We start from the raw sequence: 22,178 nt of genomic DNA on the forward strand, positions 1-22,178 counted from the left end.
CCCCCGACCGTCCGGGTGCACGCCCACACCCCCGTGGTCCACGGGACAGGAGACACGTCCATGATCGAGCTCGTCCTGAACATCATGCTGGTCCTCACCAGCGTGCTGCTGATCGTCCTGATCCTGCTGCACCGGGGCAAGGGTGGTGGCCTGTCGTCGATGTTCGGTGGCGCGGTCGCCTCACAGCTGTCCGGATCGTCGGTGGTGGAGAAGAACCTCAACCGGCTGACCGTGTTCGCCGGGATGGTATGGACGGTCTGCATCGTCGCCCTCGGCATCCTCATCAAGGCCGGCTGAACCCGGGCGACAGCGCCCGGCACCCGCCGCTGGGGCGGATTTCCGGCACCGAACCGACCGGTCCGCAGCGAGCCGGTACGCAGGGTGTCCGCATCGTGACCTGAGCAGGGCGTCGTTGGCCCTAGACTGCCCGAGCGGTGATCAACTCCGGTGCCGCAGGACGTGGCCGCAGCACGCGGCCGTCAGGGGAGCGATCGTGGCTGGTGGCAACGCGATCCGGGGAAGCCGGGTCGGCGCGGGTCCGATGGGTGAGGCCGAGCGGGGCGAGACGGCACCGCGGCGCAGGGTCGACTTCTGGTGCGCGAACGGGCACGAGTCCCGCATCGCCTTCGCCATGGAGGTCGAGGTGCCGGTGAACTGGGACTGCCCGCGGTGCGGGCTCCCCGCCGGCACCGATCAGCACAACCCGCCGCCGGCGCCGCGGACCGAGCCGTACAAGACCCATCTGGCCTACGTCCGGGAGCGGCGCAGCGACGCCGACGGTGACGCCCTGCTCGAGGAGGCGCTGACCCGCCTGCGCGCCCGCCGCGGCGCCTGAGAAAGGACCCCCTGCCCCCCACCGCTCGCGAGCTCGCGGCGGGACCCTGCAGGGGGCCGCGTCAGGTCCGGGGGAGCCGGCTGGCCGCGGCGGCATCCAGCAGCCAGCGGGTGGCCCGGGTGCCGCGGGCGCCGGCCGCGGGCACGTCCGTCGGTGCCGCCCCGGACAGCGCCCGGGCCACGGCGGGTGCCTTGGCCTCACCGGACACGAGCAGCCAGACCTCCTCGGCCGAGCAGATGGCAGGCAGGGTCAGGCTGATCCGGGTGGGCGGCGGCTTCGGGCAGTCCCGGACCGCGACCACCGTGCGCTCCGCGGTGACCGCCGGCGACTCCGGGAAGATCGAGGCCACGTGGCCCTCGGCCCCCATGCCGAGCAGTAGCACGTCGAAGCGGGGGAGTTGAAGGATCCCCCCGCCCCCCACCGCTCGCGAGCTCGCGGCGGGACCCTGCGGGGGGGCCGTCAGCTCAGGTCGCGTGGCGGCCGCCGTGAGCTCGTCGGCGTACCAGGCGGCGGCGTCCTCGGGCTCGGCGAACCGGGTGTCCGAGGCGGGCATCGCATGCACCCGTCCGGCCGGTACGCCCACCGGGTCGAGCAGCACCCGGCGGGCGGCCCTCTCGTTGCGCTCGTCGTCGTTCCCGGGAACGAAGCGCTCGTCGCCCCACCACACGTCCACGCCCGACCAGTCGACGACGGCGTGCTCGGGCTCGGCGGCCAGGGCGGCGGCGTGCTTCATCACCGCGGTACCGATGCCGCCGCCGGTGAGCACGACCGACGCGGTGCCGTGCACGGCCTGCGCCGCGGACAGCCGGGCGACCAGGGCGGAGGCGACCGAGCGGGCGAGCTGGTCGGCGTCCGGCTCGACCACCACGTCCGGCACGTGGCCCTCCTGTAGGGGCCCGCCGCGAGCGTGCGAGCGGTGGGGGGCAGGAGGGTCCTTCTTCAGGGCCGCCGCGATCCGCTCGCCGGGGGAGTGCGTCACCGGGGCACCGCCTGCTCGTCGGGGGAGGCCGCCGGATCGTCGGCAGCGTCGTCGTCCTCGCCGGCCTCGGCCACCTCGTCCGTGCCCTCCGAGTCCGCGGGGACCGTGGGAGCCGGGGTGCCGGCGTCGGCCGGGCGCATCGGGTCGAACCAGACGTGCTCCCGGCCGGCCGGGTGCTCGGAGAGCCCGGCCACCCCGGTGGCCGTCTCCAGTGCCTCGCTGTACGGCTCGTCGGAGTCCAGCCGGCGTAGCTCCTCACCGATCAGCTCGCCGAGGGACTGGTCCGGCAGGGCCACGACGGCATCGGGACGGTAGGGCTGGGTGATGACCGCGCTCCCCTTGCGGTCGTCCTGCAGCCGCAGCTCCTCGTCCTCGTCCAGCTGCAGCACCACGCCGTCGACCCCCGACGAGGCCGGCGTCCGGGTGCTCGGCACGACGGAGATCCGGCATCCGCAGCGGGCGGACAGCCAGCCGGCGATCAGCTGGGCGGTGGCGTTGGCCGGGTCGCCCTCGACCTGCCCGCCGAGCACCCGCACGGCGCCACCGCGCCGCCCGGCCACCGAGTCGAGGGTGGAGGCGAGCGTGGCCCGCCACGGCGTGCTCCGGGTCCAGGTGAGGTCGGTGTCGCCGGGCGCGTAGTCCTCCGCCCGGACCCGCAGTGCCTCCAGCGGGTCCTCGGCCATCGAGCAGTCGGTGACCCGGCGGTTGGCGATGACGCCCAGCGCGTCGGTGGCGATCCGCGCCGGTGGCCGCTCGTGCCACCAGGTGACCACGGGGGCGTCGGCGGCCAGCAGGGGCAGCACGACGGACTCGGCGTGCAGGCCGAGCCGGCCGTACATCCGCATCACCACGGCTTCCCCCGGGCCGAGCCGGCCACCGATCAGCACCTCGGCGTCCAGCCGCGGCATGGGCGCGTCGATCTGCCGTCGGATGACGACGAGCAGCCGGCACGGGTGCACCTCCGCGGCGGCGGTGGCGGCCTCCTCGGCCTCGGCGACCCGGCCCTCGTCGGCGACGACGACCAGGGTGAGGGCCACCCCGCTCATCACCGCGCCACCGGTGCGCCGCTGGGCAGCGAGCTCCTTGACCACGGCCGAGCCGGTGGTGTCCCAGAGCGTGGTCATGGGGTTGCTCCGTTCGGGGGAGGGGCGGGAGGAGCCGGGTGCCGGGTCGCCGGCCCGATCACGGCCGGCGCCACTGCCGGCCCTCGGCGGCGAGCATCTCCTCGGCCGCCCGCGGGCCCCACTCGCCGGCCCGGTACGGATGGGGCTCGGTGTCGGCCCAGAACTGCTCGAGCGGGTCGATGACGGCCCAGGACGCCTCCACCTCGGCGTTCCGCGGGAACAGCGTCGCGTCACCGAGCAGGACGTCGAGCAGCAGCCGCTCGTAGGCCTCGGGGCTGGCCTCGGTGAACTGCTCGCCGTAGAGGAAGTCCATCGCGACGTCGCGGACCTCCATCACGCTGCCGGGCACCTTCGAGCCGAACTTCAGCGTGACCCCCTCGTCGGGCTGGACCCGGATCACCAGCTGGTTGTGGCCCAGCTCCTCGGTGTCGGTCGGCGCGAAGGGCAGGTGCGGCGCGCGGCGGAACGACAGGGCGATCTCGGTGACCCGACGGGGCAGCCGCTTGCCGGTCCGCACGTAGAACGGCACGCCCGCCCAGCGGCGGGTCTCGACGCCCAGCCGGACGGCGGCGTAGGTCTCGGTCGTCGAGTCGGGGTCGACGCCGTCCTCCTGCCGGTAGCCGCGGGCGCGCTGGCCGGCGAGCCAGCCCTGCTCGTACTGCCCGCGGACGGCGAAGGTGGCCATGTCGCTGGGCGCCGACACCGCGCGCAGCACCTTGAGCTTCTCGGTGCGGATCTCCTCGGCGGAGAACTCGACAGGCTCCTCCATGGCGGTGAGCGCCAACAGCTGCAGGAGGTGGTTCTGCAGCACGTCACGGGCGGCGCCGGTCTGGTCGTAGAACCCGGCCCGGCCGCCGATCCCCACGTCCTCGGCCATGGTGATCTGCACCGAGTCGACGTGGTGGCCGTTCCAGATCGGCTCGAACAGGGTGTTGGCGAAGCGGAGGGCCAGCAGGTTCTGGACCGTCTCCTTGCCCAGGTAGTGGTCGATCCGGAAGACGTCGTCGGCGCTGAACACCGAGTCGACCAGTTCGTTGAGCTCCCGGCTGGAGGGCAGGTCGGTGCCGAACGGCTTCTCCACCACGACCCGGCGCCACCGGTCGGGGGTGCTGTCGGCCATCCCGGTGCGCTGCATCTGCTTGAGCACCACCGGGAACATGGCCGGTGGGATCGACAGGTAGAAGGCGGCGTTGCCGCCGATGCCGTGGCTGCCCTCGAGCTCGGCCAGGTTGCCTGCCAGCTCGTCGAAGGCGGTGTCGTCGTCGAAGGAGCCCTGCACGAAGCGGACGCTGTTGGCCAGCCGCTCCCAGACCTCCTCGCGCCATGGAGTGCGGGCGTGCTCACGGGCGGCCGCGCGGGCCAGCTCGGCGAACTCGACGTCGCCCCAGTCCCGGCGGGCGAAGCCCAGCAGCGCGAAGTTGGTGGGCAGCAGCCCCCGGTTGGCGAGGTCGTAGACCGCGGGCAGCAGCTTCTTGCGGGCGAGATCGCCGGTGATGCCGAAGACCACCAGCGCACAGGGCTCGGGCACCCGGGGCAGCCGCCGGTCCCGCGGATCGCGCAGCGGGTTGGTGGTCATGGTCTCCGTCCTCGGTGGTGCGGGAGGTCCTCGGTGGTGCGGGAGGTGGTGCGGATGGGAGTGCGCCCGCCGCCCGGGGCTGCGCTGCACCGGGCGGCGGGGGAGGGTCAGGGCTTCCTGCAGGGGGGCAGGGGGGTCCTGCCACTCACTTCTTGTCCTCCAGTTGCTCCTTGACCGAGTCGGTCAGCTCGTCCCAGGCGTCGGCGAACTTCTGCACGCCCTCGTCCTCGAGCACGCGGAAGACGTCGTCGAGGTCGACCCCGGCCTCGGCGACGGCCTTGAGCACGCCCTCGGCGTCGGCGTAGGCCGACTGGGCCGGGATGCCGGCCTGCCCGTGGTCGGCATAGGCCTGGAGGGTCTTCTCCGGCATGGTGTTCACCGTGTCGGGCGCGATGAGCTCGCTGATGTAGAGGGTGTCGGAGTACTCGGGATTCTTGACCCCGGTCGACGCCCACAGCGGCCGCTGCGGCCGGGCCCCGTGCGACTCCAGCGCCTTCCAGCGGTCGGAGGAGAACACCTCCTCGTAGGCCTGGTAGGCCAGCTGGGCGTTGGCGACACCGGCCTTGCCCTTGAGCGAGGCGTCGGCACCGCTGGCGTCGAGCCGCTTGTCGATCTCGGTGTCCACCCGGGACACGAAGAACGACGCCACGGACTCGATGCCCTCGAAGGACACCTGCGGGTCCGCGGCCAGCCGCTGCTCGAGACCGGCGAGGTAGGCGTCCATCACGGCCCGGTACCGCTCGAGGCTGAAGATCAACGTGACGTTGACGCTGATCCCGGCGGCGATCGAGGTGGTGATCGCCGGGAGCCCCTCGACGGTGGCCGGGATCTTGATGAACAGGTTCGGCCGGTCGACCAGCCACCACAGGTGGGCGGCCTCCGCGGCGGTGGCGTCGGTGTCCCGGGCCAGCCCGGGCGCCACCTCCAGCGACACCCGGCCGTCCCGGCCGGTGCGGGCGGCGACCGGCGCGAGCAGGTCGCAGGCGTCCCGGACGTCGGCCGCGGTGATGGTGCGCAGCGCCTCGTCGACGCTCACCTTGCGGACGGCCATCGCGTGCAGCTGGTCGTCGTAGGAGTCCGAGCCGCTGATCGCCGCGGCGAAGATCGACGGGTTCGTGGTGACCCCGACGACGCTGCGCTCGTCGACCAGCGACTGCAGGTTCCCGCTGCGGATCCGGTCCCGGGAGAGGTCGTCGAGCCAGACGGCGACCCCTGCCTTCGACAGCTCTGCGAGGTTCTCGTTCTGGGTCATCAGTCAGGTCCTTCCTAGGGGGATCTTCATGGCCCTGTCCCGGGTCCCACCCTGAGCTTGCGAAGGGTGGGGAGGACGGGGTCCTTCAACGGTCGCCGGTGGGGTTGTCCAGGCCGCCGCGCGAGGCGCCCGGGCCGGCCGGGACCGCGACGTCGGCGGACGCGGCCTGCAGGCTCTCGCGGGCGGCGGACACCACTGCGTCGGCGGTCAGGCCGAACTCCTCGTAGAGCACGGTGTAGGCCGCACTCGCGCCGTAGTGGTTGAGCCCGACGATCCGGCCGGCGTCGCCGACGAACTCCCGCCACCCCATCGGGACGGCGGCCTCGACGCTCACCCGGGCGCGCACCGTGGGCGGGAGCACCTCGTTGCGGTAGGCGTCGTCCTGGTCGGAGAACCACTCGACGCACGGCAGGGAGACGACCCGGGTCGGAACGCCGTCGGCCTCCAGCGTCTCGCGGGCGGCCACGGCGATCTGCACCTCCGAGCCGGTGCCCATGAGGATCACCTCGGGGGTGTCACCCGACGCCTCGGCGAGCACGTACCCGCCGCGGGCGACGCCCTCGGCGGAGCTGACCTGCTCGCGGTCGAAGACGGGCAGGTTCTGCCGGGACAGGACGATCCCGGCCGGCCGGTCGTTGTGCTCGAGGATCGTGCGCCAGGCCACCGCGACCTCGTTGGCGTCCGCGGGACGGACGACGTCCAGCCCGGGGATCGCGCGCAGCGCGGCCAGGTGCTCGATCGGCTGGTGGGTGGGGCCGTCCTCGCCCAGACCGATGGAGTCGTGGGTCCACACGTAGGTGACCGGCAGCTGCATGAGTGCGGCCAGCCGCACCGCGCCGCGCATGTAGTCGGAGAAGGTGAGGAACGTGCCGCCGTAGACGCGGGTGCCGCCGTGCAGCGCGATGCCGTTCATGATCGCGCCCATCGCGTGCTCGCGGACGCCGAAGTGCAGGGTGCGGCCGTAGGGCCCGCCGGACCACATCTTGGTCTGCCGGTCGGCCGGCAGGAACGACGGTTCGCCCTTGACCGCGGTGTTGTTGCTCTCCGCCAGGTCGGCCGACCCGCCCCACAGCTCGGGCACCTTCGGGTAGAGGGCGGCCAGCACTTCGCCCGAGGCCTTCCGGGTGGCCACGCCCTTGGCGTCGGCGGGCCAGCTCGGCAGCTCGTCGGACCAGCCCTCGGGCAGCGTGCGGGTGGACATCCGGGACAGCAGCGCGGCGGCGTCGGGGTTGGCCCGCTCCCAGGCGGCGAACCGCTCCTGCCAGGCCGTGTGGGCCTGCTGGCCGCGGTCCACCACCTTGCGGGCGTGCTCGATGACCTCCGGCGCGACGTCGAAGGACTTCTCCGGGTCCATGCCGAGGATCCGCTTGGTCGCCGCGACCTCGTCGTCGCCGAGGGCCGAGCCGTGCGCGGCGCCGGTGTTCTGCTTGTTGGGTGCCGGCCAGCCGATGATGGTGCGCAGCACGATGATCGACGGACGGGTGGTCTCGGCCTTGGCGGCGGCGAACGCGGCGTCGACGGCGGCGAGGTCCTCGCCGTCGTCCACGTGCTGCACGTGCCAGCCATAGGCCTCGTAGCGCTGGCCGACGTCCTCGGTGAACGCCACGTTCGTGTCGTCCTCGATGGAGATCTCGTTGTCGTCGTACACCAGGACGAGGTTGCCCAGTCGCTGGGTGCCGGCGATCGAGGAGGCCTCGCCGCTGACGCCCTCCTCCAGGTCGCCGTCGGAGGCGAAGGCCCAGATGGTGTGGTCGAACAGGCTCTCGCCCTCCGCGGCCTCCGGGTCGAGCAGCCCGCGCTCGCGGCGGGCGGCCATCGCCATCCCGACCGCGTTGCCCACGCCCTGGCCCAGCGGGCCGGTGGTGGTCTCCACACCGGGGGTGTGGTTGACCTCGGGGTGGCCGGGGGTCAGCGAGCCCCAGGTGCGCAGCGCCTGGAGATCGTCGAGCTCCAGGCCGTAGCCGGAGAGGTACAGCTGCACGTACAGGGTCAGGCTGGAGTGCCCCATGGACAGGACGAAGCGGTCGCGGGCCACCCAGTTCGGGTCGCTGGGGTCGTGCCGCAGCCATTTCTGGAACAGCAGGTACGCGACCGGTGCCATGCTCATCGCGGTGCCGGGATGGCCGTTGCCGACCTTCTGGACCGCGTCCATGGCCAGCACCCGGGCGGTGTCGATCGCCCTGCGGTCGAGGTCGCCGAAGCTGTCGGGCAGGGTCGGGGTCGGCTGCCGGGGCGAACCGGTGGGGGCGTCGCTCGCGGCCTCGGCCGGGGCCTCGGCCCGGGTGCTCTTGGTCCCACTGTCAGCGGTCATCTGGCGCTCGGTGCTCCCTCGGGGATCGGTCGGGTGGCGGACCGCCCGGGGGCGCGGAGTTCACCCGCCCCGGGCGGACGACGGCGCGCGCCACGGTCGCCCGGTCGGGTCCGTTCCCGTCCTGGGGTGGCAGGTGCGTCGTCGTCATCGTCGACTGCCCTACCCGCTGCGCGCGCAGCATCAACGTGATCAAGCCTAGTGGTGCCCGGCCGTTCCCCGCCGGGGGCGGGGCTACAGTGGAGGGGCAACCCATCCCCGGCTGAGAAGGACCTCGTGGTGCCCTGCTGCCCGCGCGATGCCGGCCTCCCGGGGATCCGGTGACGGCGATCGCCGACCGCCCCGTCGACCGCGCCCGGGCACTCCGTTCGGCCCGCACGACGGTGGGCGCGTACGTGTCGCTGACCAAGCCCAAGCTCGTCGAGCTGCTGCTGGTCACCACCCTGCCGGCGATGATGCTCGCGGCCGGGGGCTGGCCGGGCACGGGCCTGGTCGTGGCCACCCTGGTCGGTGGGATGCTCGCCGCCGGGGCCGCCAACACGATCAACTGCTGGTACGACCGGGACATCGACCGGCTGATGTCCCGCACCCGGGACCGGCCGATCCCCAGCGGGGTGATCGAGCCCCGTGCCGCGCTGTACTTCGGCGTCCTGCTGGCGTGGGTCTCGCTGGTTCTGCTCGGCTTGTTCACCACGCCGCTGGCCACCGCCCTCGCGGCCGGCGCGGTGCTGGCCTACTCCGTGGTCTACACGATGGTGCTCAAGCGCCGGACCCGGCACAACACCGTCTTCGGTGGGCTGCCGGGCGCCGCTCCGGTGCTGATCGGCTGGGCCGCGGTCACCGGTTCGCTGGACTGGCCGGCCCTCGTCTTCTTCGGCATCGTCTTCTGCTGGCAGATGCCGCACTTCTGGGCGCTGGCCAGCCGCTTCCGCTACGACTACTTCCGGGCCGGGGTGCCCATGCTCTCGGTCGTCGCCGGACCGGTCAGCGTCGGGCGCCAGTCCGTCGGCTGGGCCTGGGGCACCCTGGGCACCTCGCTCCTGATGGTGCCGGTGACGCCGCTGCTGGGCTGGACCACCGGCATCGCCACGCTGGGTCTGGGTGCCTGGTACGTCGGGGAGTCGCACGCCTGGCTGAGCCGGATCAAGGCGGGCGTGCCCGACCGCCCGATGCGGCTGTTCTCGGTGTCGATCACCTACATGACGTTGCTGTCGATCGCCCTGGTCGTCGACGTCCTGGTCTGAAGAAGGACCCCGCCGCCCCCGCCGCGGCGCAGTCCGTTCGACGACTGAGGGACCTCAGCGGCTCATGACGGCCGGGGAACGGCTCCTGGCCGCGGTGCCGTCCGGAGGACGGCGGTGTCATCGTCGACGGGCAGCTCGGACGCCGGGCCGCGCACCGACCACAGCAGCCGGGCCGCGTAGACGGTGATCAGCACCGCCCCGGCCATGTGCACCAGCACCAGCACGATCGGCAGGTCGGTGAAGTACTGCACGTAGCCGACGACGCCCTGGGCCAGTTCCACGACGAGCAGGTCGCGGGCGGCCCGGCGGACCCGGCCGGGGGAGTCGGTGGCGTGCAGGGCCACCAGCAGGGCGACGGTCAGACCGACGAGCAGGAACACGACGTCGGCGTGCAGCTGGCTGACCAGCGCCGGGTCCCAGCCGGTGCGGCCGGCGTCCGGGTCGCCGCTGTGCGGGCCGCTGCCGGTGACCAGGGTGCCGATGATCAGGACCAGCGCGGTGGCGGCGGCGATGCCGCGGGCCAGCAGCGCGAACGGCCGCCGGACGAGCAGCTGCCCGACACCCGGCTCCCGGGAGCGCAGCCACATCGTCGTGGTGATGGCCACCAGGCCGATCGACACCAGGAAGTGCGCGGCCACCGTGTACGGGTTCAACCCGGTGAGCACCGTGATGCCGCCCACCACGCCCTGGGCCGGGATGCCGAGGAAGGCGAGCACCGCCCAGCGCCGCAGGTCACGGCGGGCCGAGCGGAACACCGCGATCAGGGTGGCCGCGGCGACGGCGACGAGCACGAAGGTGAGCAGCCGGTTGCCGAACTCGATCACCCCGTGGACGGCGAGCTCGGGGGTGCTCACGAAGCTCTCCTCGGTGCAGCGCGGCCAGGTGGGGCAGCCCAGCCCGGAGCCGGTCAGGCGGACGACGCCGCCGGTCAGCACGATCAGGCCGTTGGCCACCACGCTCGCCAGTGCGAGCCGGGACACCGTGGAGTTGCGCACCGTCGCGGGAAGAACTGACACCCCGTCGATGCTACTGACCGCAGGTGCCCCCGCCCCCGGCGGAATCAGTCGGACGGCGGCCCACCCGGACGAGCGCAGACCCGGCGGACCACATCCACTTCCGCTGACTGCGGTGCGCGGCGTCCCGGTGGGTAGGCGAGCACCGGTACGGACGACGCGAGAGAGAGCAGCGATCCCATGACCAGCGGTTTCTTCGGCTCCCCTTTCGGGGGCGGCCCCTTCGACGACTTCTTCCAGGCTTTCACGGGCCCCGGTGCCCGCCGGGGCATGCAACGGGTGGACATCACCCAGCTGCTCAGCGACCAGGCCCGTGAGGTGGTGTCCAGCGCCGCCCGGCAGGCCGCCGAGTGGGGCAGCCCCGACCTGGACTGCGAGCACCTGCTGTGGGCGCTCGCCGGCCACGAGCCGACCGCCACCCTGCTGGCCCGGGCCGGCGCGGACGGCGGTGCGCTGCGCAGCCAGCTGGAGGCCCAGCTGCGGCGCGGGCAGCCCACCGGGCAGCCGCCGGCGCTGACGCCGGCGGCCAAGCGGGCCCTGCTGGACGCGCACCAGGTGTCCCGGGCCAGCGGTTCCACCTACATCGGGCCCGAGCACCTGCTGTTCGCCCTGGCCCTCAACCCCGAGTCCGGTGCCGGCCGGGTGCTGCACGGTGCCCGGGTCACGCCGGAGGCGCTGCAGCGGGGGGCGGCGGGTGCGGGCGCGCCGCGCGGCAGCGGCCAGGGCGGCGAGCAGCCGCCGTCGAAGACCCCGACGCTCGACGAGTTCGGCCGGGACCTCACCGACCTGGCCCGCAGCGGCCGGATCGACCCGGTCATCGGCCGGGCCGCCGAGATCGAGCAGACGATCGAGGTCCTGTCCCGGCGGAACAAGAACAACCCGGTGCTGATCGGTGAGGCCGGTGTCGGCAAGACCGCCATCGTGGAGGGCATCGCGGCGCAGATCGCGGTCGGGGACGTCCCCGACCAGCTGCGCGGGCGGCGCCTGGTGGAACTCGACCTCACCGGCCTGGTGGCCGGCACCCGCTACCGCGGCGACTTCGAGGAGCGGCTGAAGAAGGTCATCGACGAGATCCGCGACAACAGCGACTCGCTGCTGGTCTTCATCGACGAGCTGCACACGGTGGTCAACGCCGGTGGCTCGGAGGGCTCGGCCGGCGCGGGCAACATGCTCAAGCCGGCGCTGGCCCGCGGCGAGCTGCACGTCATCGGTGCCACCACCCTGGACGAGTACCGCACGAGCATCGAGCGGGACCCGGCCCTGGAGCGGCGCTTCCAGCCCATCCTCGTGCCCGAGCCCAGCACGCTGGACACCATCGAGATCCTGCGCGGCCTGCGCGACCGGTACGAGGCCCACCACCAGGTGCGGTTCACCGACGAGGCGCTGGTCGCGGCCGCCGAGCTGTCCGACCGGTACGTCGCCGACCGGCACCTGCCGGACAAGGCGATCGACCTGATCGACCAGGCCGGCGCCCGGGTGCGACTGCGGGTAAAGACGCCGACCACCGACCTGCGCTCCCTGGAGCAGGAGGTCGACCGGCTGCAGCGCGAGAAGGACCAGGCGGTGGCGGCCGAGCACTACGAGCGCGCCTCGACGCTGCGCGACGAGATCGCGGCCGCCACGGCGGAGCTCGAGCGGGCCCGGACCGGCGGCGACGCGGGCATCCCCGAGGTGGGGACGGCGGAGATCGCCGAGGTGGTCTCCCGGGCCACCGGCATCCCGGTCACCCAGCTCACCGAGGAGGAGCGCGACCGGCTGCTGCGGCTGGAGGACGTGCTGCACGAGCGGGTGATCGGCCAGGACGAGGCGGTCGAGGTCGTCTCCGAGGCGATCCGCCGCTCGCGGGCCGGCCTGGGGGATCCCGACCGGCCGATCGGCAGCTTCCTGTTCCTCGGCCCGACCGGCGTCGGCAAGACGGAGCTGGCCCGGGCGCTGGCCGAGGCGCTGTTCGGCGACTCCGACCGGATGGTGCGGCTGGACATGAGCGAGTTCCAGGAGCGGCACACGATCAGCCGGCTGGTCGGCTCGCCCCCTGGGTACGTCGGCTACGAGGACGCCGGGCAGCTGACCGAGGCCGTGCGGCGCAACCCGTACTCGGTGGTGCTGCTCGACGAGGTGGAGAAGGCGCACCCCGACGTCTTCAACACCCTGCTGCAGGTGCTCGACGACGGCCGGCTCACCGACTCCCAGGGCCGCACGGTCTCCTTCGCCAACACCGTGGTGGTCATGACCAGCAACCTCGGCTCGGAGGCGATCGTCAACGCCGGCCGCGGACCGCTGGGCTTCACCGCCGGCGGCAACGCGGGCAACGACCTGCGCGACCAGGTGATGCGGCGGCTGCGGGAGGCGTTCCGGCCCGAGTTCCTCAACCGGATCGACGAGATCGTCGTCTTCCGCCAGCTGGAGACCGAGCAGCTGACCCGGATCACCGACCTGCTGCTGGACGAGACCCGGCGGCGCCTGGCGGCGCAGGACATCACGCTGGAGGTCGCCCCGGAGGCGGTGACCTGGCTGGCCGAGCGCGGCCACGAGCCGACCTTCGGCGCCCGGCCGCTGCGCCGGGCCATCCAGCGGGAGGTCGACAACCCGGTGTCCCGGCTGGTGCTCGGCGGCGGGCTCCGGGCCGGGCAGCAGGTGGTGGCCGCGGTGGGGGACGGCGGACTGGAGTTCGCCGTCTCCGACGGAGACGTCGACGACACGGTCGCCGCCTCGGTGTGACGGCCGTCCCGGGAGCCCGCAGGTAAGGGCCGCCTTGCTTGCGGGCTCCCGGAAATAGCACACACTCGTGTTGTGGAAACCGCTGCAGCGACCGTCCGGAGCCCCGCTCCGGCAGACGACGGGCGCACCCGCGACCGGGTCAGCGCGCTGCTCCTCGACCACGGCCCGCAGACCGCGGCCGAGCTCGCCGCCCGGCTGGGCGTGTCCCCGGCAGCGGTCCGCCGCCACCTGGACGCCCTGGTCGCCGCCGGCCGGGTGGCCGAGGGCGCGGGGCCGGGCTCCTTCGGTGCCGGGCGCCGCGGCCGGGGGCGTCCGGCCCGCCGGTTCACGCTGACCGACACCGGCCGCTCGGCCTTTCCGCACGCCTACGACGACCTGGCGCTCACCGCGCTGCGCTTCGTGGCCGCCTCCGGTGGCCCCGACGCCGTCCGCGAGGTGGCCGAGCAGCAGCTGGCCGGCCTCGAGCAGCGCTGCTCGACGGCGGTCGCCGGCGCCCAGGCCGGTGCGGTCGACGGCGAGGTCGTCGACCGGGCCCAGGTGCTGGCGGTGGCGCTGAGCGCGGAGGGCTACGCGGCCAGCGCGTCGGCGATCTCCGGCGGCGGCCAGCTCTGCCAGCTGCACTGCCCGGTCGCCCACGTCGCGGCCGAGTTCCCGCAGCTGTGCGAGGCTGAGACCGCGGTCATCGGCCGCCTGGTCGGTACGCACGTCCAGCGGCTGGCCACCATCGCCCACGGCGATGGCATCTGCACCACCCACATACCGGGGCAGTTCACCCTCCGCGGAGGGAACAAAGCCGCCCCCGCACGCCCTGTACCTGCTGGTCGCGCCGCGCACTCCACGCCCTCGCGGGAACACGCCGGCGCCAGCACTGCAGCGACCCCCTCGATCGACCGGGAGAGGACCCCCGCATGACCAGCACCCAGCAGCCCGTGGCGACCACGCCCGAGGCCAGTGCCCCCATGACGCAGGACGAGCAGATCGACTCGCTCGGTCGTTACAAGTACGGCTGGGCGGACGCCGACGTCGCCGGCGCCTCGGCCCGCCGAGGGATCAACGAGGACGTCGTCCGCGACATCTCCACGCGCAAGGGCGAGCCGGAGTGGATGCTCGAGCGCCGGCTCAAGGCCCTCAAGCTCTTCGGCAAGAAGCCCATGCCCGACTGGGGCTCGGACCTGTCCGGCATCGACTTCCAGAACATCAAGTACTTCGTGAAGTCGACCGAGGCGCAGGCAGCCACCTGGGACGACCTCCCGGCGGACATCAAGAACACCTACGACAAGCTCGGCATCCCCGAGGCGGAGAAGCAGCGCCTGGTCTCCGGTGTCGCCGCCCAGTACGAGTCCGAGGTCGTCTACCACAAGATCCGTGAGGACCTCGAGGAGCAGGGCGTCCTGTTCCTGGACACCGACACGGCGCTCCGCGAGCACGAGGACCTGTTCCGTGAGTACTTCGGCTCGGTGATCCCCTCCGGGGACAACAAGTTCGCCGCGCTGAACACCGCGGTGTGGTCCGGTGGCTCGTTCATCTACGTGCCGAAGGGCGTGCACGTGGAGATCCCGCTGCAGGCCTACTTCCGGATCAACACCGAGAACATGGGCCAGTTCGAGCGCACCCTGATGATCATCGACGAGGGCGCGTACGTGCACTACGTCGAGGGCTGCACCGCACCGATCTACAAGAGCGACTCGCTGCACTCCGCCGTCGTCGAGATCATCGTCAAGAAGAACGCGCGCTGCCGGTACACGACCATCCAGAACTGGTCGAACAACGTCTACAACCTGGTCACCAAGCGGGCCGTGGCCCACGAGGGCGCGACCATGGAGTGGGTCGACGGCAACATCGGCTCCAAGGTGACGATGAAGTACCCGGCCGTGTGGATGACCGGTGAGCACGCCAAGGGCGAGGTGCTCTCCATCGCCTTCGCCGGTGAGGGCCAGCACCAGGACGCCGGCGCGAAGATGGTGCACGCCGCACCGCACACCTCGTCGAACATCATCAGCAAGTCGGTGGCGCGCGGCGGTGGCCGCACGTCCTACCGCGGCCTGGTGCAGATCGACGAGGGCGCCTACGGCTCCCGGTCCACGGTGAAGTGCGATGCGCTGCTCGTCGACACGATCAGCCGCTCGGACACCTACCCCTACGTCGACGTCCGCGAGGACGACGTGTCCATGGGCCACGAGGCGACCGTGTCCCGCGTGAGCGAGGACCAGCTCTTCTACCTGATGAGCCGCGGCATGTCCGAGGACGAGGCGATGGCGATGGTCGTGCGCGGCTTCGTCGAGCCCATCGCCCGGGAGCTGCCGATGGAGTACGCCCTCGAGCTCAACCGCCTCATCGAGCTCCAGATGGAAGGTGCCGTCGGCTGATGTCGGCAAGTTCGCAGAACACCCACACCGAGACCGCCGCGGACGGGTCCGCCGCCCTCGCCTCGGAGCTGTTCGCTCCCGGCGTCGGCGCGCAGGCCGGCCCGCCGACCACCCCGGCCGCCGGCACCGGCGCTGCCGGCGAGGCGGGCCCCGGCTCGCACTCGCACGGCGGCCCGACCCCGACCGGCTCGCCGGCCGAGCGTCTCACCTCCACCGACCCGGACGCCTTCGGTGTCCCCACCGGCCGCGAGGAGGAGTGGCGGTTCACCCCGATGCGCCGCATCCGCCCGCTGCTGGACGGCGCTGCGCCCGCTCCCGGGTCCTCTGCCTCCCTCCGGTGGGAGACCGACCTGCCCGAGGGCGTCGAGCTCACCTCCGTGGAGGCGGGCGACCCACTGCTCAAGAGCCTGCCCGAGCCGGTCGACCGGCTCGCCGCGCTCACCCGGCAGCGCAGCGGTGGCGCGGCCGTCGTCCGGATCGCCAAGGAAGCCGTGCTCGACCGCCCGGTCACCCTGGGGCTGTCCGGCACCGGTCCGGACGCCGCCGCCGACGACGCGGTCGTCTGGGGTCAGCTCGTCGTCGAGGTCGGGCAGTTCGCCCAGGCCACCGTCGTGCTCGATCACAGCGGCCTGGCCCGCTACTCCGGTGGCGTGGCCTTCCTGCTGGGCGACGGTGCGCAGCTGACCGTCGTCTCGGTGCAGGACTGGGCGCCCGGCACCGTGCACGGCGGTCAGTACGACGCCGTCATCGGCCGGGATGCCAGCCTCAAGCAGGTCGTCGTCACCCTCGGCGGTGACCTCGTCCGGCTGGTCAGCAACGTCCAGTACGCCGGCCCCGGCGGCTCCGCGGACCTCTACGGCGTCTACTTCGCCGACGGGACGCAGCACCAGGAGCACCGGCTGTGGGTCGACCACGGCACGCCGAACTGCCGCAGCAACGTCGTCTACAAGGGCGCGCTGCAGGGGGAGGAGGCGCACACGGTCTGGGTCGGTGACGTCCGGATCCGCCCCGCGGCCACCGGCACCGACACCTACGAGCTCAACCGCAACCTGGTGCTCACCGACGGGGCCCGCGCCGACTCGGTGCCCAACCTGGAGATCGAGACCGGCGAGATCGTCGGCGCCGGCCACGCCAGCGCCACCGGCCGGTTCGACGACGAGCAGCTGTTCTACCTCTGCTCCCGCGGCATCGACGCCGAGACCGCGCGGCGCCTGGTCGTGCGCGGCTTCTTCGCCGACGTCGTCCAGCACATCGGGCTCCCCGACCTGCAGGACCGGCTGATGCGCACCATCGAGGCCCGCCTCGGTGCCCTGCCGGAGCTGGACGAGCAGCCCGTCGAGGTGGTCTGACCCATGACGTACGAGCGGGTCTGCGCGCTGTCCGAGGTGCCCGAGGAGGGGTCCCTGCGGATGGAGCTCGCCCGCGTGGACGTCGCCGTCGTCCAGCTCGACGGCGAGATCTACGCGATCCAGGACGTCTGCTCGCACGCCGACGTCCCGCTGAGCGACGGCGACGTCGACGAGGTCGACGGCGCGCCCACCATCGAGTGCGCCATGCACGGGTCCTGCTTCGACCTGCGCACCGGCCAGCCCACGAACCTCCCGGCCACCGAGCCGGTGCCCGTCTACCCGGTCCGGGTGGAGGGTGACGACGTGCTCGTGGACGTCGACGCCCCCATCGCCGTGGCCAGCAACTGAGGAGCGAGAACCCCGTGACCAGCCCCACCGCCACCGCCGCCGGCACCGCGACCGGCAGCGTGCTCGAGATCCGCAACCTGCACGTCACCGTCGGGGAGGGCGACCCTGCCACCGGCGAAGGCCCCAAGGAGATCCTCCGCGGCGTCGACCTGACCGTCCGCGGTGGCGAGACCCACGCGATCATGGGCCCGAACGGGTCGGGCAAGTCGACCCTGGCCTACTCGATCGCCGGGCACCCGAAGTACACCATCACCGGTGGCACGGTGACCCTCGACGGCGAGGACGTCCTCGCGATGAGCGTCGACGAGCGAGCCCGTGCCGGCCTGTTCCTGGCCATGCAGTACCCGGTCGAGGTCCCCGGGGTCTCGGTGTCGAACTTCCTGCGCACCGCGGCCACCGCGGTGACCGGCCAGGCGCCGAAGCTGCGCACCTGGGTCAAGGACGTCAAGACCGAGATGACCGCGCTGGAGATGGACCCGGCGTTCGCCGAGCGCAACGTCAACGAGGGCTTCTCCGGCGGTGAGAAGAAGCGCCACGAGATCCTGCAGATGCGGCTCCTCAAGCCCCGGGTCGCCGTTCTCGACGAGACCGACTCCGGCCTGGACGTCGACGCGCTGCGGATCGTCTCCGAGGGCGTCAACCGGGCGAAGGCCGAGAGCCCGGTCGGGGTGCTGCTGATCACCCACTACACGCGGATCCTGCGCTACATCAAGCCCGACTTCGTGCACGTGTTCGTGGCCGGCCGGATCGTCGAGGAGGGCGGCCCGGAGCTGGCCGAGAAGCTGGAGAACGAGGGCTACGCCGCCTACGTCAAGGACTCCGCCGAGCAGGCCGCCGTGGAGGCAACCGCATGACCGAGCTTGCGAGGTCTGCCATGGGCAGGGCGACCCGGGGCACTGTGCCGACGAGCGCCAGCGAGGAGGATCAGTGACCCAGACCGTCTCGCGTCCCGCCGGGGCGCCGCAGGCGCCGCTGCCGCTGGACGTCGAGGCGATCCGGGCGGACTTCCCGATCCTGGGCCGCACGGTCCGGAACGGGCGCCGTCTCGTCTACCTCGATTCCGGGGCCACGTCGCAGAAGCCGCGCAGCGTCCTGGATGCCGAGCGCGACTTCTACGAGAACCACAACGCCGCCCCCCACCGGGGCGCGCACCAGCTCGCCGAGGAGGCCACCGGCCTCTACGAGGCGGCCCGGGCCACCATCGGTGCGTTCATCGGTGCACCCGAGAACGAGATCGTCTTCACCCGGAACACGACGGACGCGATCAACACCGTCGCCTACGCGCTGTCCAACGCCGCCACGGCGAAGGAACCGGCGTTCCGCCGGTACGCCGTCGGTCAGGGTGACGAGATCGTCGTCACCGAGATGGAGCACCACGCCAACCTGGTGCCGTGGCAGCAGCTGTGCGAGCGCACCGGCGCCACGCTGCGCTGGCTGGGGCTCACCGACGACGGCCGGCTGGACCTCGCGAACCTGGCCACGGTGGTCAACGACCGGACGAAGCTGGTCGCGGTCACCCAGCAGTCGAACATCCTGGGCACGATCAACCCGCTCGGCGACATCGTCGCCCGGGCGCGCGAGGTCGGGGCCCTGGTGCTGGTCGACGGCGCGCAGTCGGTGCCGCACCAGCCGGTCGACGTCACGGCGCTCGGCGCGGACTTCCTGGTGTTCTCCGGGCACAAGATGCTCGGGCCCACCGGGGTGGGGGTGCTCTGGGGCCGGTACGACGTGCTCGACGCGCTCCCGCCGTTCCTCACCGGTGGCTCGATGATCGAGGTCGTGCGGATGGAGGGCAGCACGTTCATGCCCCCGCCGCAGCGCTTCGAGGCCGGCGTGCCGATGACCGCACAGGTCATCGGGCTCGGCGCCGCGGTCGAGTACCTGCAGCGGCTGGGCATGGACAAGGTCGAGGCGCACGAGCAGGCACTCACCGGGTACGCACTGGCCCGGCTCGCCGAGATCCCCGGCGTCACGGTGATCGGCCCGCCGGACACGGTCGCCCGCGGCGGAGCGGTCAGCTTCACCGTCGAGGGGATCCACCCGCACGACGTCGGCCAGGTCCTCGACGACCTGGGCATCGCCGTCCGGGTCGGGCACCACTGCGCCTGGCCGGTCGTCCGCCGCTACGGCGTGCCGGCCACCACCCGGGCCACGTTCTACGTGCACACCGGGTACGACGACATCGATGCGCTCGCCGACGGCATCCGCTCCGCGCAGCAGTTCTTCGGCGTCGCGGCCGGAGGGGTGAGCTGAGTGCAGCTGCAGTCGATGTACCAGGACATCATCCTGGACCACTACCGGAACCCGCACGGCCGCGGACTGCGGGAGCCGTTCGAGGCCGAGGTGCACCACGTCAACCCGACCTGCGGAGACGAGGTCACCCTGCGGGTGCACCTGGACGGCGACACGATCGCCGACGTCTCCTACGAGGGGATGGGCTGCTCGATCAGCCAGGCGTCGGTCTCGGCCATGTACGACCTGGTGATCGGGAAGACCGTGCCCGACGCGCTGGCCACGGGCGAGCACTTCAGAACCTTGATGCAGAGCAAGGGCGACCCGGCGGTGGCCGAGAAGCTCGAGGACGAGCTGGAGGACGCCGTCGCCTTCGCCGGCGTCTCGAAGTACCCGGCGCGCATCAAGTGCGCGCTGATGAGCTGGATGGCCCTCAAGGACGCCAGCGCCCGAGCGTGGTCGTCAGCCCCCGCCCCGACGGAAGGAGCACAGTCATGAGCGAGACCACCGGGTCGAGCGTCGAGCCGACCACCGAGCCGGCCCTCGTCGGCGGCAAGTCGGCCCTGATCGAGGACCTCGAGGAGGCCATGCGCGACGTGGTCGACCCCGAGCTCGGCGTCAACGTCGTCGACCTCGGCCTGGTCTACGGCATGGATGTGGACGCCGACGCCAACGTCGCCATCATCGACATGACGCTGACCTCCGCGGCCTGCCCGCTGACCGACGTCATCGAGGACCAGGCCCGCCAGGCACTGACCGGTGGCCCCGGCCCCGGGCTGGTCGACGACATCCGGATCAACTGGGTCTGGATGCCGCCGTGGGGCCCGGACAAGATCACCGACGACGGCCGCGAGCAGCTGCGCGCCCTCGGATTCCGGGTCTGAGGAAGGACCCCGCTGCCCCCACGCCTCGCAAGCTCGGCGCGGGGCCCTGCAGCGGGGCCGGCTCCCCTCGGCGAGAGCCTGTGAGAGTGCAGTAGCTGTAACGGTTGGCGTCACCACATGTCCCCGACCCGGGCGAGGGCGCCGCGGGCCTGCTGACGGCGGTGCTCGTAGCCGGCTCCGACGGCCAGCAGGCAGGCGCCGGCCGCGGCGACGGCGGCTAGACCGGGCCACGGCAGGGCATCGACCAGCCGGCCCACCGACACCACTACCAGCGAGCCGGCGCCCACCAGGAATGGCGCCTGTACCCCCCAGCGGGTGGCCAGGACCGTGGTCAGCGTCGCCGCGGCGACCACCAGCAGCACCCGGACCACCCCCGGATGGACCAGCGTGAGGGCCACCGACGGGCCGAACCCGGCGATCAGGCCCGGCCCCCAGCTCGAGCGGGACGGCGCGTCGGCCAACCGCGGCCCGGCGTAGAGCAGCAGGGCCGCGGCGACGGGCAGCGTCCAGGCCTCCGCCACGCCCGCATCGGCGCCGCGCGCGGTCAGCCACGCGGCCCCGACGAGGGCTGCGCAGCCGGCGGCCCGGGCGCCGTTGCGCTCGGCGATGGTCCCGTAGCCGGTCAGCGCCACCCCCAGCACGGCCAGCTGCGGTGCCGCGGACTCCCAGTGCCCGGAGACCACCAGGCCCACCACCCCCACGACGGCGCCGGTGACCGCGAGCGGCGGTTCCGGGCGCTCCCATCGGAGCAGGGTCGCGACGCCCAGCGACGCCACGGCCAGGCCGAGCAGCAGGGTGCCGGCCAGCGCCGGGCCGAGCACATCGCCGGTGTCGCCCAGCAGCACCGCGCCGGCCAGGCAGCCCACCGCGACGGGGAGCGCGACCGGGCGGTCCACCGGTTGCCGCGCAGCGACGAGCAGGGCCGGCAGTGCCGCGGCGACCAGGAGCAGCGCGAGCGCCGGCCACCGGCCGGCGGCCAGCAGCTGCCCGACCGCGAGCGCGGTCAGCGTGCTCGCCGCGATGAGCCCGGCCGGGCGCAGCACCGACTCCGGCCGGGGGGAGGCGACGGCGGCCACCACGACGGCCAGGGCGAGCCCCAGGTACCCGGTCAGCGGCACGCCGACCGGGCCGGCTGCCGACAGCGCCCCGGCCGCGGCCGCGCCGGCGACCAGTCCGGTGAGCACGGGGACCGTTCGGTGCGGGCCCAGGAACGGCCGCAGCTCCCGGCGGGACCGGACGGTCAGCAGGCCGGCGGCGACCGCCATGACCAGCGCCGCAGCCCCCGTGCGCGTCGCGGCGTCGGTGTTCCCGGCCCAGGCCACGCCCAGGCCCTCCAGCACGCCGCCCAGCCACCACGGCGCGGTGCTGAGCAGGGCCACCACCGCCACCGATCGGCGACCCCGCCAGGCCACCAGCAGGCCGAACAGCGCGGTGCCCAGGACGGCTGCTGCATGCGGCCCCGATCCGCCGGAGAGGTCGCCGAGGGCGGTGAGCACGGCGACCTGCGCCGTCGCCCAGGAGCTGACGGGCCAGGTGGCCGCCGCGCGGCCCAGCAGGCCCAGGACGAGGAGCGCGGCGGCCAGCGCGGCGAGCACCAGCGGGGACCAGCCCCCGTCGGACGAGTGCGCGGCGATGACCGCCAGCACCGCCGTGCAGCCGGCCAGCACCTCCTCGGTGGTGCGCAGACCGCGCCGGCCGGCGGTCAGCGAGAGAGCAGCCGCGACGCAGGCGAGCACGGCCACCAACCCGCGGCCGACCGGGCCGCCGACGGGCAGGGACGCGGCGCCGGCGGCCACCACGGCCACCGCGCCCGCCCCCAGCAGCACGCTCTGCGGGCTGACCCGACCGGGCCCGGTCTCCGACTCCGGCGGGGCGGCCCCGGCCGGCCGCGGCTGGTCCGGGGCCGGGGGATACGGGGCCGTCGGTTCCTGGACCACCCCCACACCTCCT

The 22,178-nt window shown here is 73.2% G+C and carries 19 protein-coding genes; 12 read left to right on the top strand and 7 right to left on the bottom strand.

Features of this window, described 5'->3' with window-relative positions:
- The first annotated feature begins 60 nt into the window (after positions 1 to 60).
- Both secG and ACYVG5_RS03340 read left to right on the top strand, forming a co-directional pair.
- Complete coding sequence (gene secG, locus ACYVG5_RS03335) at positions 61 to 297, top strand: preprotein translocase subunit SecG (protein WP_246629819.1); 237 nt, start codon at positions 61 to 63, stop codon at positions 295 to 297.
- A gap of 196 nt (positions 298 to 493) precedes the next feature.
- Complete coding sequence (locus ACYVG5_RS03340) at positions 494 to 835, top strand: RNA polymerase-binding protein RbpA (protein ID WP_222046574.1); 342 nt, start codon at positions 494 to 496, stop codon at positions 833 to 835.
- Between the two features lie 61 nt (positions 836 to 896).
- On the opposite strand, the gene ACYVG5_RS03345 is transcribed toward ACYVG5_RS03340, so the two are convergent.
- The 5 genes from ACYVG5_RS03345 to tkt all read right to left on the bottom strand — a co-directional run bounded on the left by ACYVG5_RS03345 (position 897) and on the right by tkt (position 8,077).
- On the bottom strand, positions 897 to 1,712 hold the full coding sequence (locus tag ACYVG5_RS03345; protein ID WP_222046978.1) for a 6-phosphogluconolactonase: 816 nt from the start codon (positions 1,710 to 1,712) through the stop codon (positions 897 to 899).
- A 98-nt stretch (positions 1,713 to 1,810) separates the two neighbouring features.
- The gene (locus ACYVG5_RS03350; RefSeq protein ID WP_222046576.1) at positions 1,811 to 2,938 is read right to left on the bottom strand and encodes a glucose-6-phosphate dehydrogenase assembly protein OpcA; all 1,128 of its coding nucleotides are present in this window, start codon (positions 2,936 to 2,938) and stop codon (positions 1,811 to 1,813) included.
- A gap of 58 nt (positions 2,939 to 2,996) precedes the next feature.
- Positions 2,997 to 4,514: a glucose-6-phosphate dehydrogenase gene (zwf, locus tag ACYVG5_RS03355; protein ID WP_222046578.1), complete on the bottom strand. Its 1,518-nt coding sequence runs from the start codon at positions 4,512 to 4,514 to the stop codon at positions 2,997 to 2,999.
- 145 nt (positions 4,515 to 4,659) lie between these two features.
- A complete protein-coding gene (gene tal, locus ACYVG5_RS03360) occupies positions 4,660 to 5,766 on the bottom strand; it encodes a transaldolase (protein ID WP_222046580.1) in 1,107 nt (368 codons plus the stop codon).
- Positions 5,767 to 5,851: 85 nt separating this feature from the next.
- A complete protein-coding gene (gene tkt, locus ACYVG5_RS03365; RefSeq protein WP_222046582.1) occupies positions 5,852 to 8,077 on the bottom strand; it encodes a transketolase in 2,226 nt (741 codons plus the stop codon).
- A gap of 317 nt (positions 8,078 to 8,394) precedes the next feature.
- Between tkt and ACYVG5_RS03370 the strand changes: the two genes are divergently transcribed.
- Positions 8,395 to 9,318 carry a heme o synthase gene (locus ACYVG5_RS03370; protein ID WP_222046586.1) on the top strand — a complete coding sequence of 308 codons (924 nt, stop codon included), beginning with the start codon at positions 8,395 to 8,397 and terminating at the stop codon, positions 9,316 to 9,318.
- Positions 9,319 to 9,380: 62 nt separating this feature from the next.
- Here the strand turns inward: ACYVG5_RS03370 and ACYVG5_RS03375 are convergent, their stop codons facing one another.
- Entirely contained in the window at positions 9,381 to 10,334 is a 954-nt protein-coding gene (locus tag ACYVG5_RS03375) for a COX15/CtaA family protein (protein ID WP_222046588.1), read from the bottom strand.
- A 177-nt stretch (positions 10,335 to 10,511) separates the two neighbouring features.
- On the opposite strand from ACYVG5_RS03375, the gene ACYVG5_RS03380 reads away from it, so the two are divergent.
- The 9 genes from ACYVG5_RS03380 to ACYVG5_RS03420 all read left to right on the top strand — a co-directional run bounded on the left by ACYVG5_RS03380 (position 10,512) and on the right by ACYVG5_RS03420 (position 20,228).
- Positions 10,512 to 13,049 (top strand): ATP-dependent Clp protease ATP-binding subunit, encoded by a 2,538-nt coding sequence (locus ACYVG5_RS03380; RefSeq protein WP_222046590.1) that lies wholly within the window; start codon positions 10,512 to 10,514, stop codon positions 13,047 to 13,049.
- Between the two features lie 72 nt (positions 13,050 to 13,121).
- Entirely contained in the window at positions 13,122 to 13,961 is an 840-nt protein-coding gene (locus ACYVG5_RS03385) for a helix-turn-helix transcriptional regulator (protein ID WP_222046592.1), read from the top strand.
- A 47-nt stretch (positions 13,962 to 14,008) separates the two neighbouring features.
- On the top strand, positions 14,009 to 15,415 hold the full coding sequence (sufB, locus tag ACYVG5_RS03390) for a Fe-S cluster assembly protein SufB (RefSeq protein WP_460682997.1): 1,407 nt from the start codon (positions 14,009 to 14,011) through the stop codon (positions 15,413 to 15,415).
- Positions 15,415 to 16,764 carry a Fe-S cluster assembly protein SufD gene (gene sufD / locus ACYVG5_RS03395; protein WP_222046597.1) on the top strand — a complete coding sequence of 450 codons (1,350 nt, stop codon included), beginning with the start codon at positions 15,415 to 15,417 and terminating at the stop codon, positions 16,762 to 16,764. Before sufB ends, sufD begins: the two co-directional genes overlap by 1 nt.
- 3 nt (positions 16,765 to 16,767) lie before the next feature.
- Positions 16,768 to 17,112 carry a non-heme iron oxygenase ferredoxin subunit gene (locus tag ACYVG5_RS03400; protein WP_222046599.1) on the top strand — a complete coding sequence of 115 codons (345 nt, stop codon included), beginning with the start codon at positions 16,768 to 16,770 and terminating at the stop codon, positions 17,110 to 17,112.
- Positions 17,113 to 17,126: 14 nt separating this feature from the next.
- Positions 17,127 to 17,966, top strand: coding sequence for a Fe-S cluster assembly ATPase SufC (gene sufC / locus ACYVG5_RS03405; RefSeq protein ID WP_460682962.1), 840 nt, complete (start codon positions 17,127 to 17,129; stop codon positions 17,964 to 17,966).
- A 73-nt stretch (positions 17,967 to 18,039) separates the two neighbouring features.
- Positions 18,040 to 19,365 (top strand): cysteine desulfurase, encoded by a 1,326-nt coding sequence (locus ACYVG5_RS03410; RefSeq protein ID WP_222046601.1) that lies wholly within the window; start codon positions 18,040 to 18,042, stop codon positions 19,363 to 19,365.
- Positions 19,366 to 19,842 (top strand): Fe-S cluster assembly sulfur transfer protein SufU, encoded by a 477-nt coding sequence (sufU, locus tag ACYVG5_RS03415; RefSeq protein ID WP_222046602.1) that lies wholly within the window; start codon positions 19,366 to 19,368, stop codon positions 19,840 to 19,842.
- On the top strand, positions 19,839 to 20,228 hold the full coding sequence (locus ACYVG5_RS03420) for a metal-sulfur cluster assembly factor (RefSeq protein ID WP_460682963.1): 390 nt from the start codon (positions 19,839 to 19,841) through the stop codon (positions 20,226 to 20,228). The genes sufU and ACYVG5_RS03420 overlap by 4 nt, the downstream gene beginning before the upstream one ends.
- Positions 20,229 to 20,338: 110 nt before the next feature.
- Here ACYVG5_RS03420 and ACYVG5_RS03425 read toward each other — a convergent pair whose 3' ends face one another.
- On the bottom strand, positions 20,339 to 22,165 hold the full coding sequence (locus tag ACYVG5_RS03425; protein WP_222046604.1) for an SCO7613 C-terminal domain-containing membrane protein: 1,827 nt from the start codon (positions 22,163 to 22,165) through the stop codon (positions 20,339 to 20,341).
- Positions 22,166 to 22,178: the final 13 nt, after the last annotated feature.

It is taken from the genome of Modestobacter lapidis (genome assembly GCF_054780755.1).

Excerpts from the sequence above, each read along its gene's own strand:
- secG (WP_246629819.1), top strand. The coding sequence starts at position 61 with ATGATCGAGCTCGTCCTGAACATCATGCTGGTCCTCACCAGCGTGCTG.
- ACYVG5_RS03350 (WP_222046576.1), bottom strand. The coding sequence starts at position 2,938 with ATGACCACGCTCTGGGACACCACCGGCTCGGCCGTGGTCAAGGAGCTC.
- zwf (WP_222046578.1), bottom strand. The coding sequence starts at position 4,514 with ATGACCACCAACCCGCTGCGCGATCCGCGGGACCGGCGGCTGCCCCGG.
- tal (WP_222046580.1), bottom strand. The coding sequence starts at position 5,766 with ATGACCCAGAACGAGAACCTCGCAGAGCTGTCGAAGGCAGGGGTCGCC.
- tkt (WP_222046582.1), bottom strand. The coding sequence starts at position 8,077 with ATGACCGCTGACAGTGGGACCAAGAGCACCCGGGCCGAGGCCCCGGCC.
- ACYVG5_RS03380 (WP_222046590.1), top strand. The coding sequence starts at position 10,512 with ATGACCAGCGGTTTCTTCGGCTCCCCTTTCGGGGGCGGCCCCTTCGAC.
- sufB (WP_460682997.1), top strand. The coding sequence starts at position 14,009 with ATGACGCAGGACGAGCAGATCGACTCGCTCGGTCGTTACAAGTACGGC.
- sufD (WP_222046597.1), top strand. The coding sequence starts at position 15,415 with ATGTCGGCAAGTTCGCAGAACACCCACACCGAGACCGCCGCGGACGGG.
- ACYVG5_RS03400 (WP_222046599.1), top strand. The coding sequence starts at position 16,768 with ATGACGTACGAGCGGGTCTGCGCGCTGTCCGAGGTGCCCGAGGAGGGG.
- ACYVG5_RS03420 (WP_460682963.1), top strand. The coding sequence starts at position 19,839 with ATGAGCGAGACCACCGGGTCGAGCGTCGAGCCGACCACCGAGCCGGCC.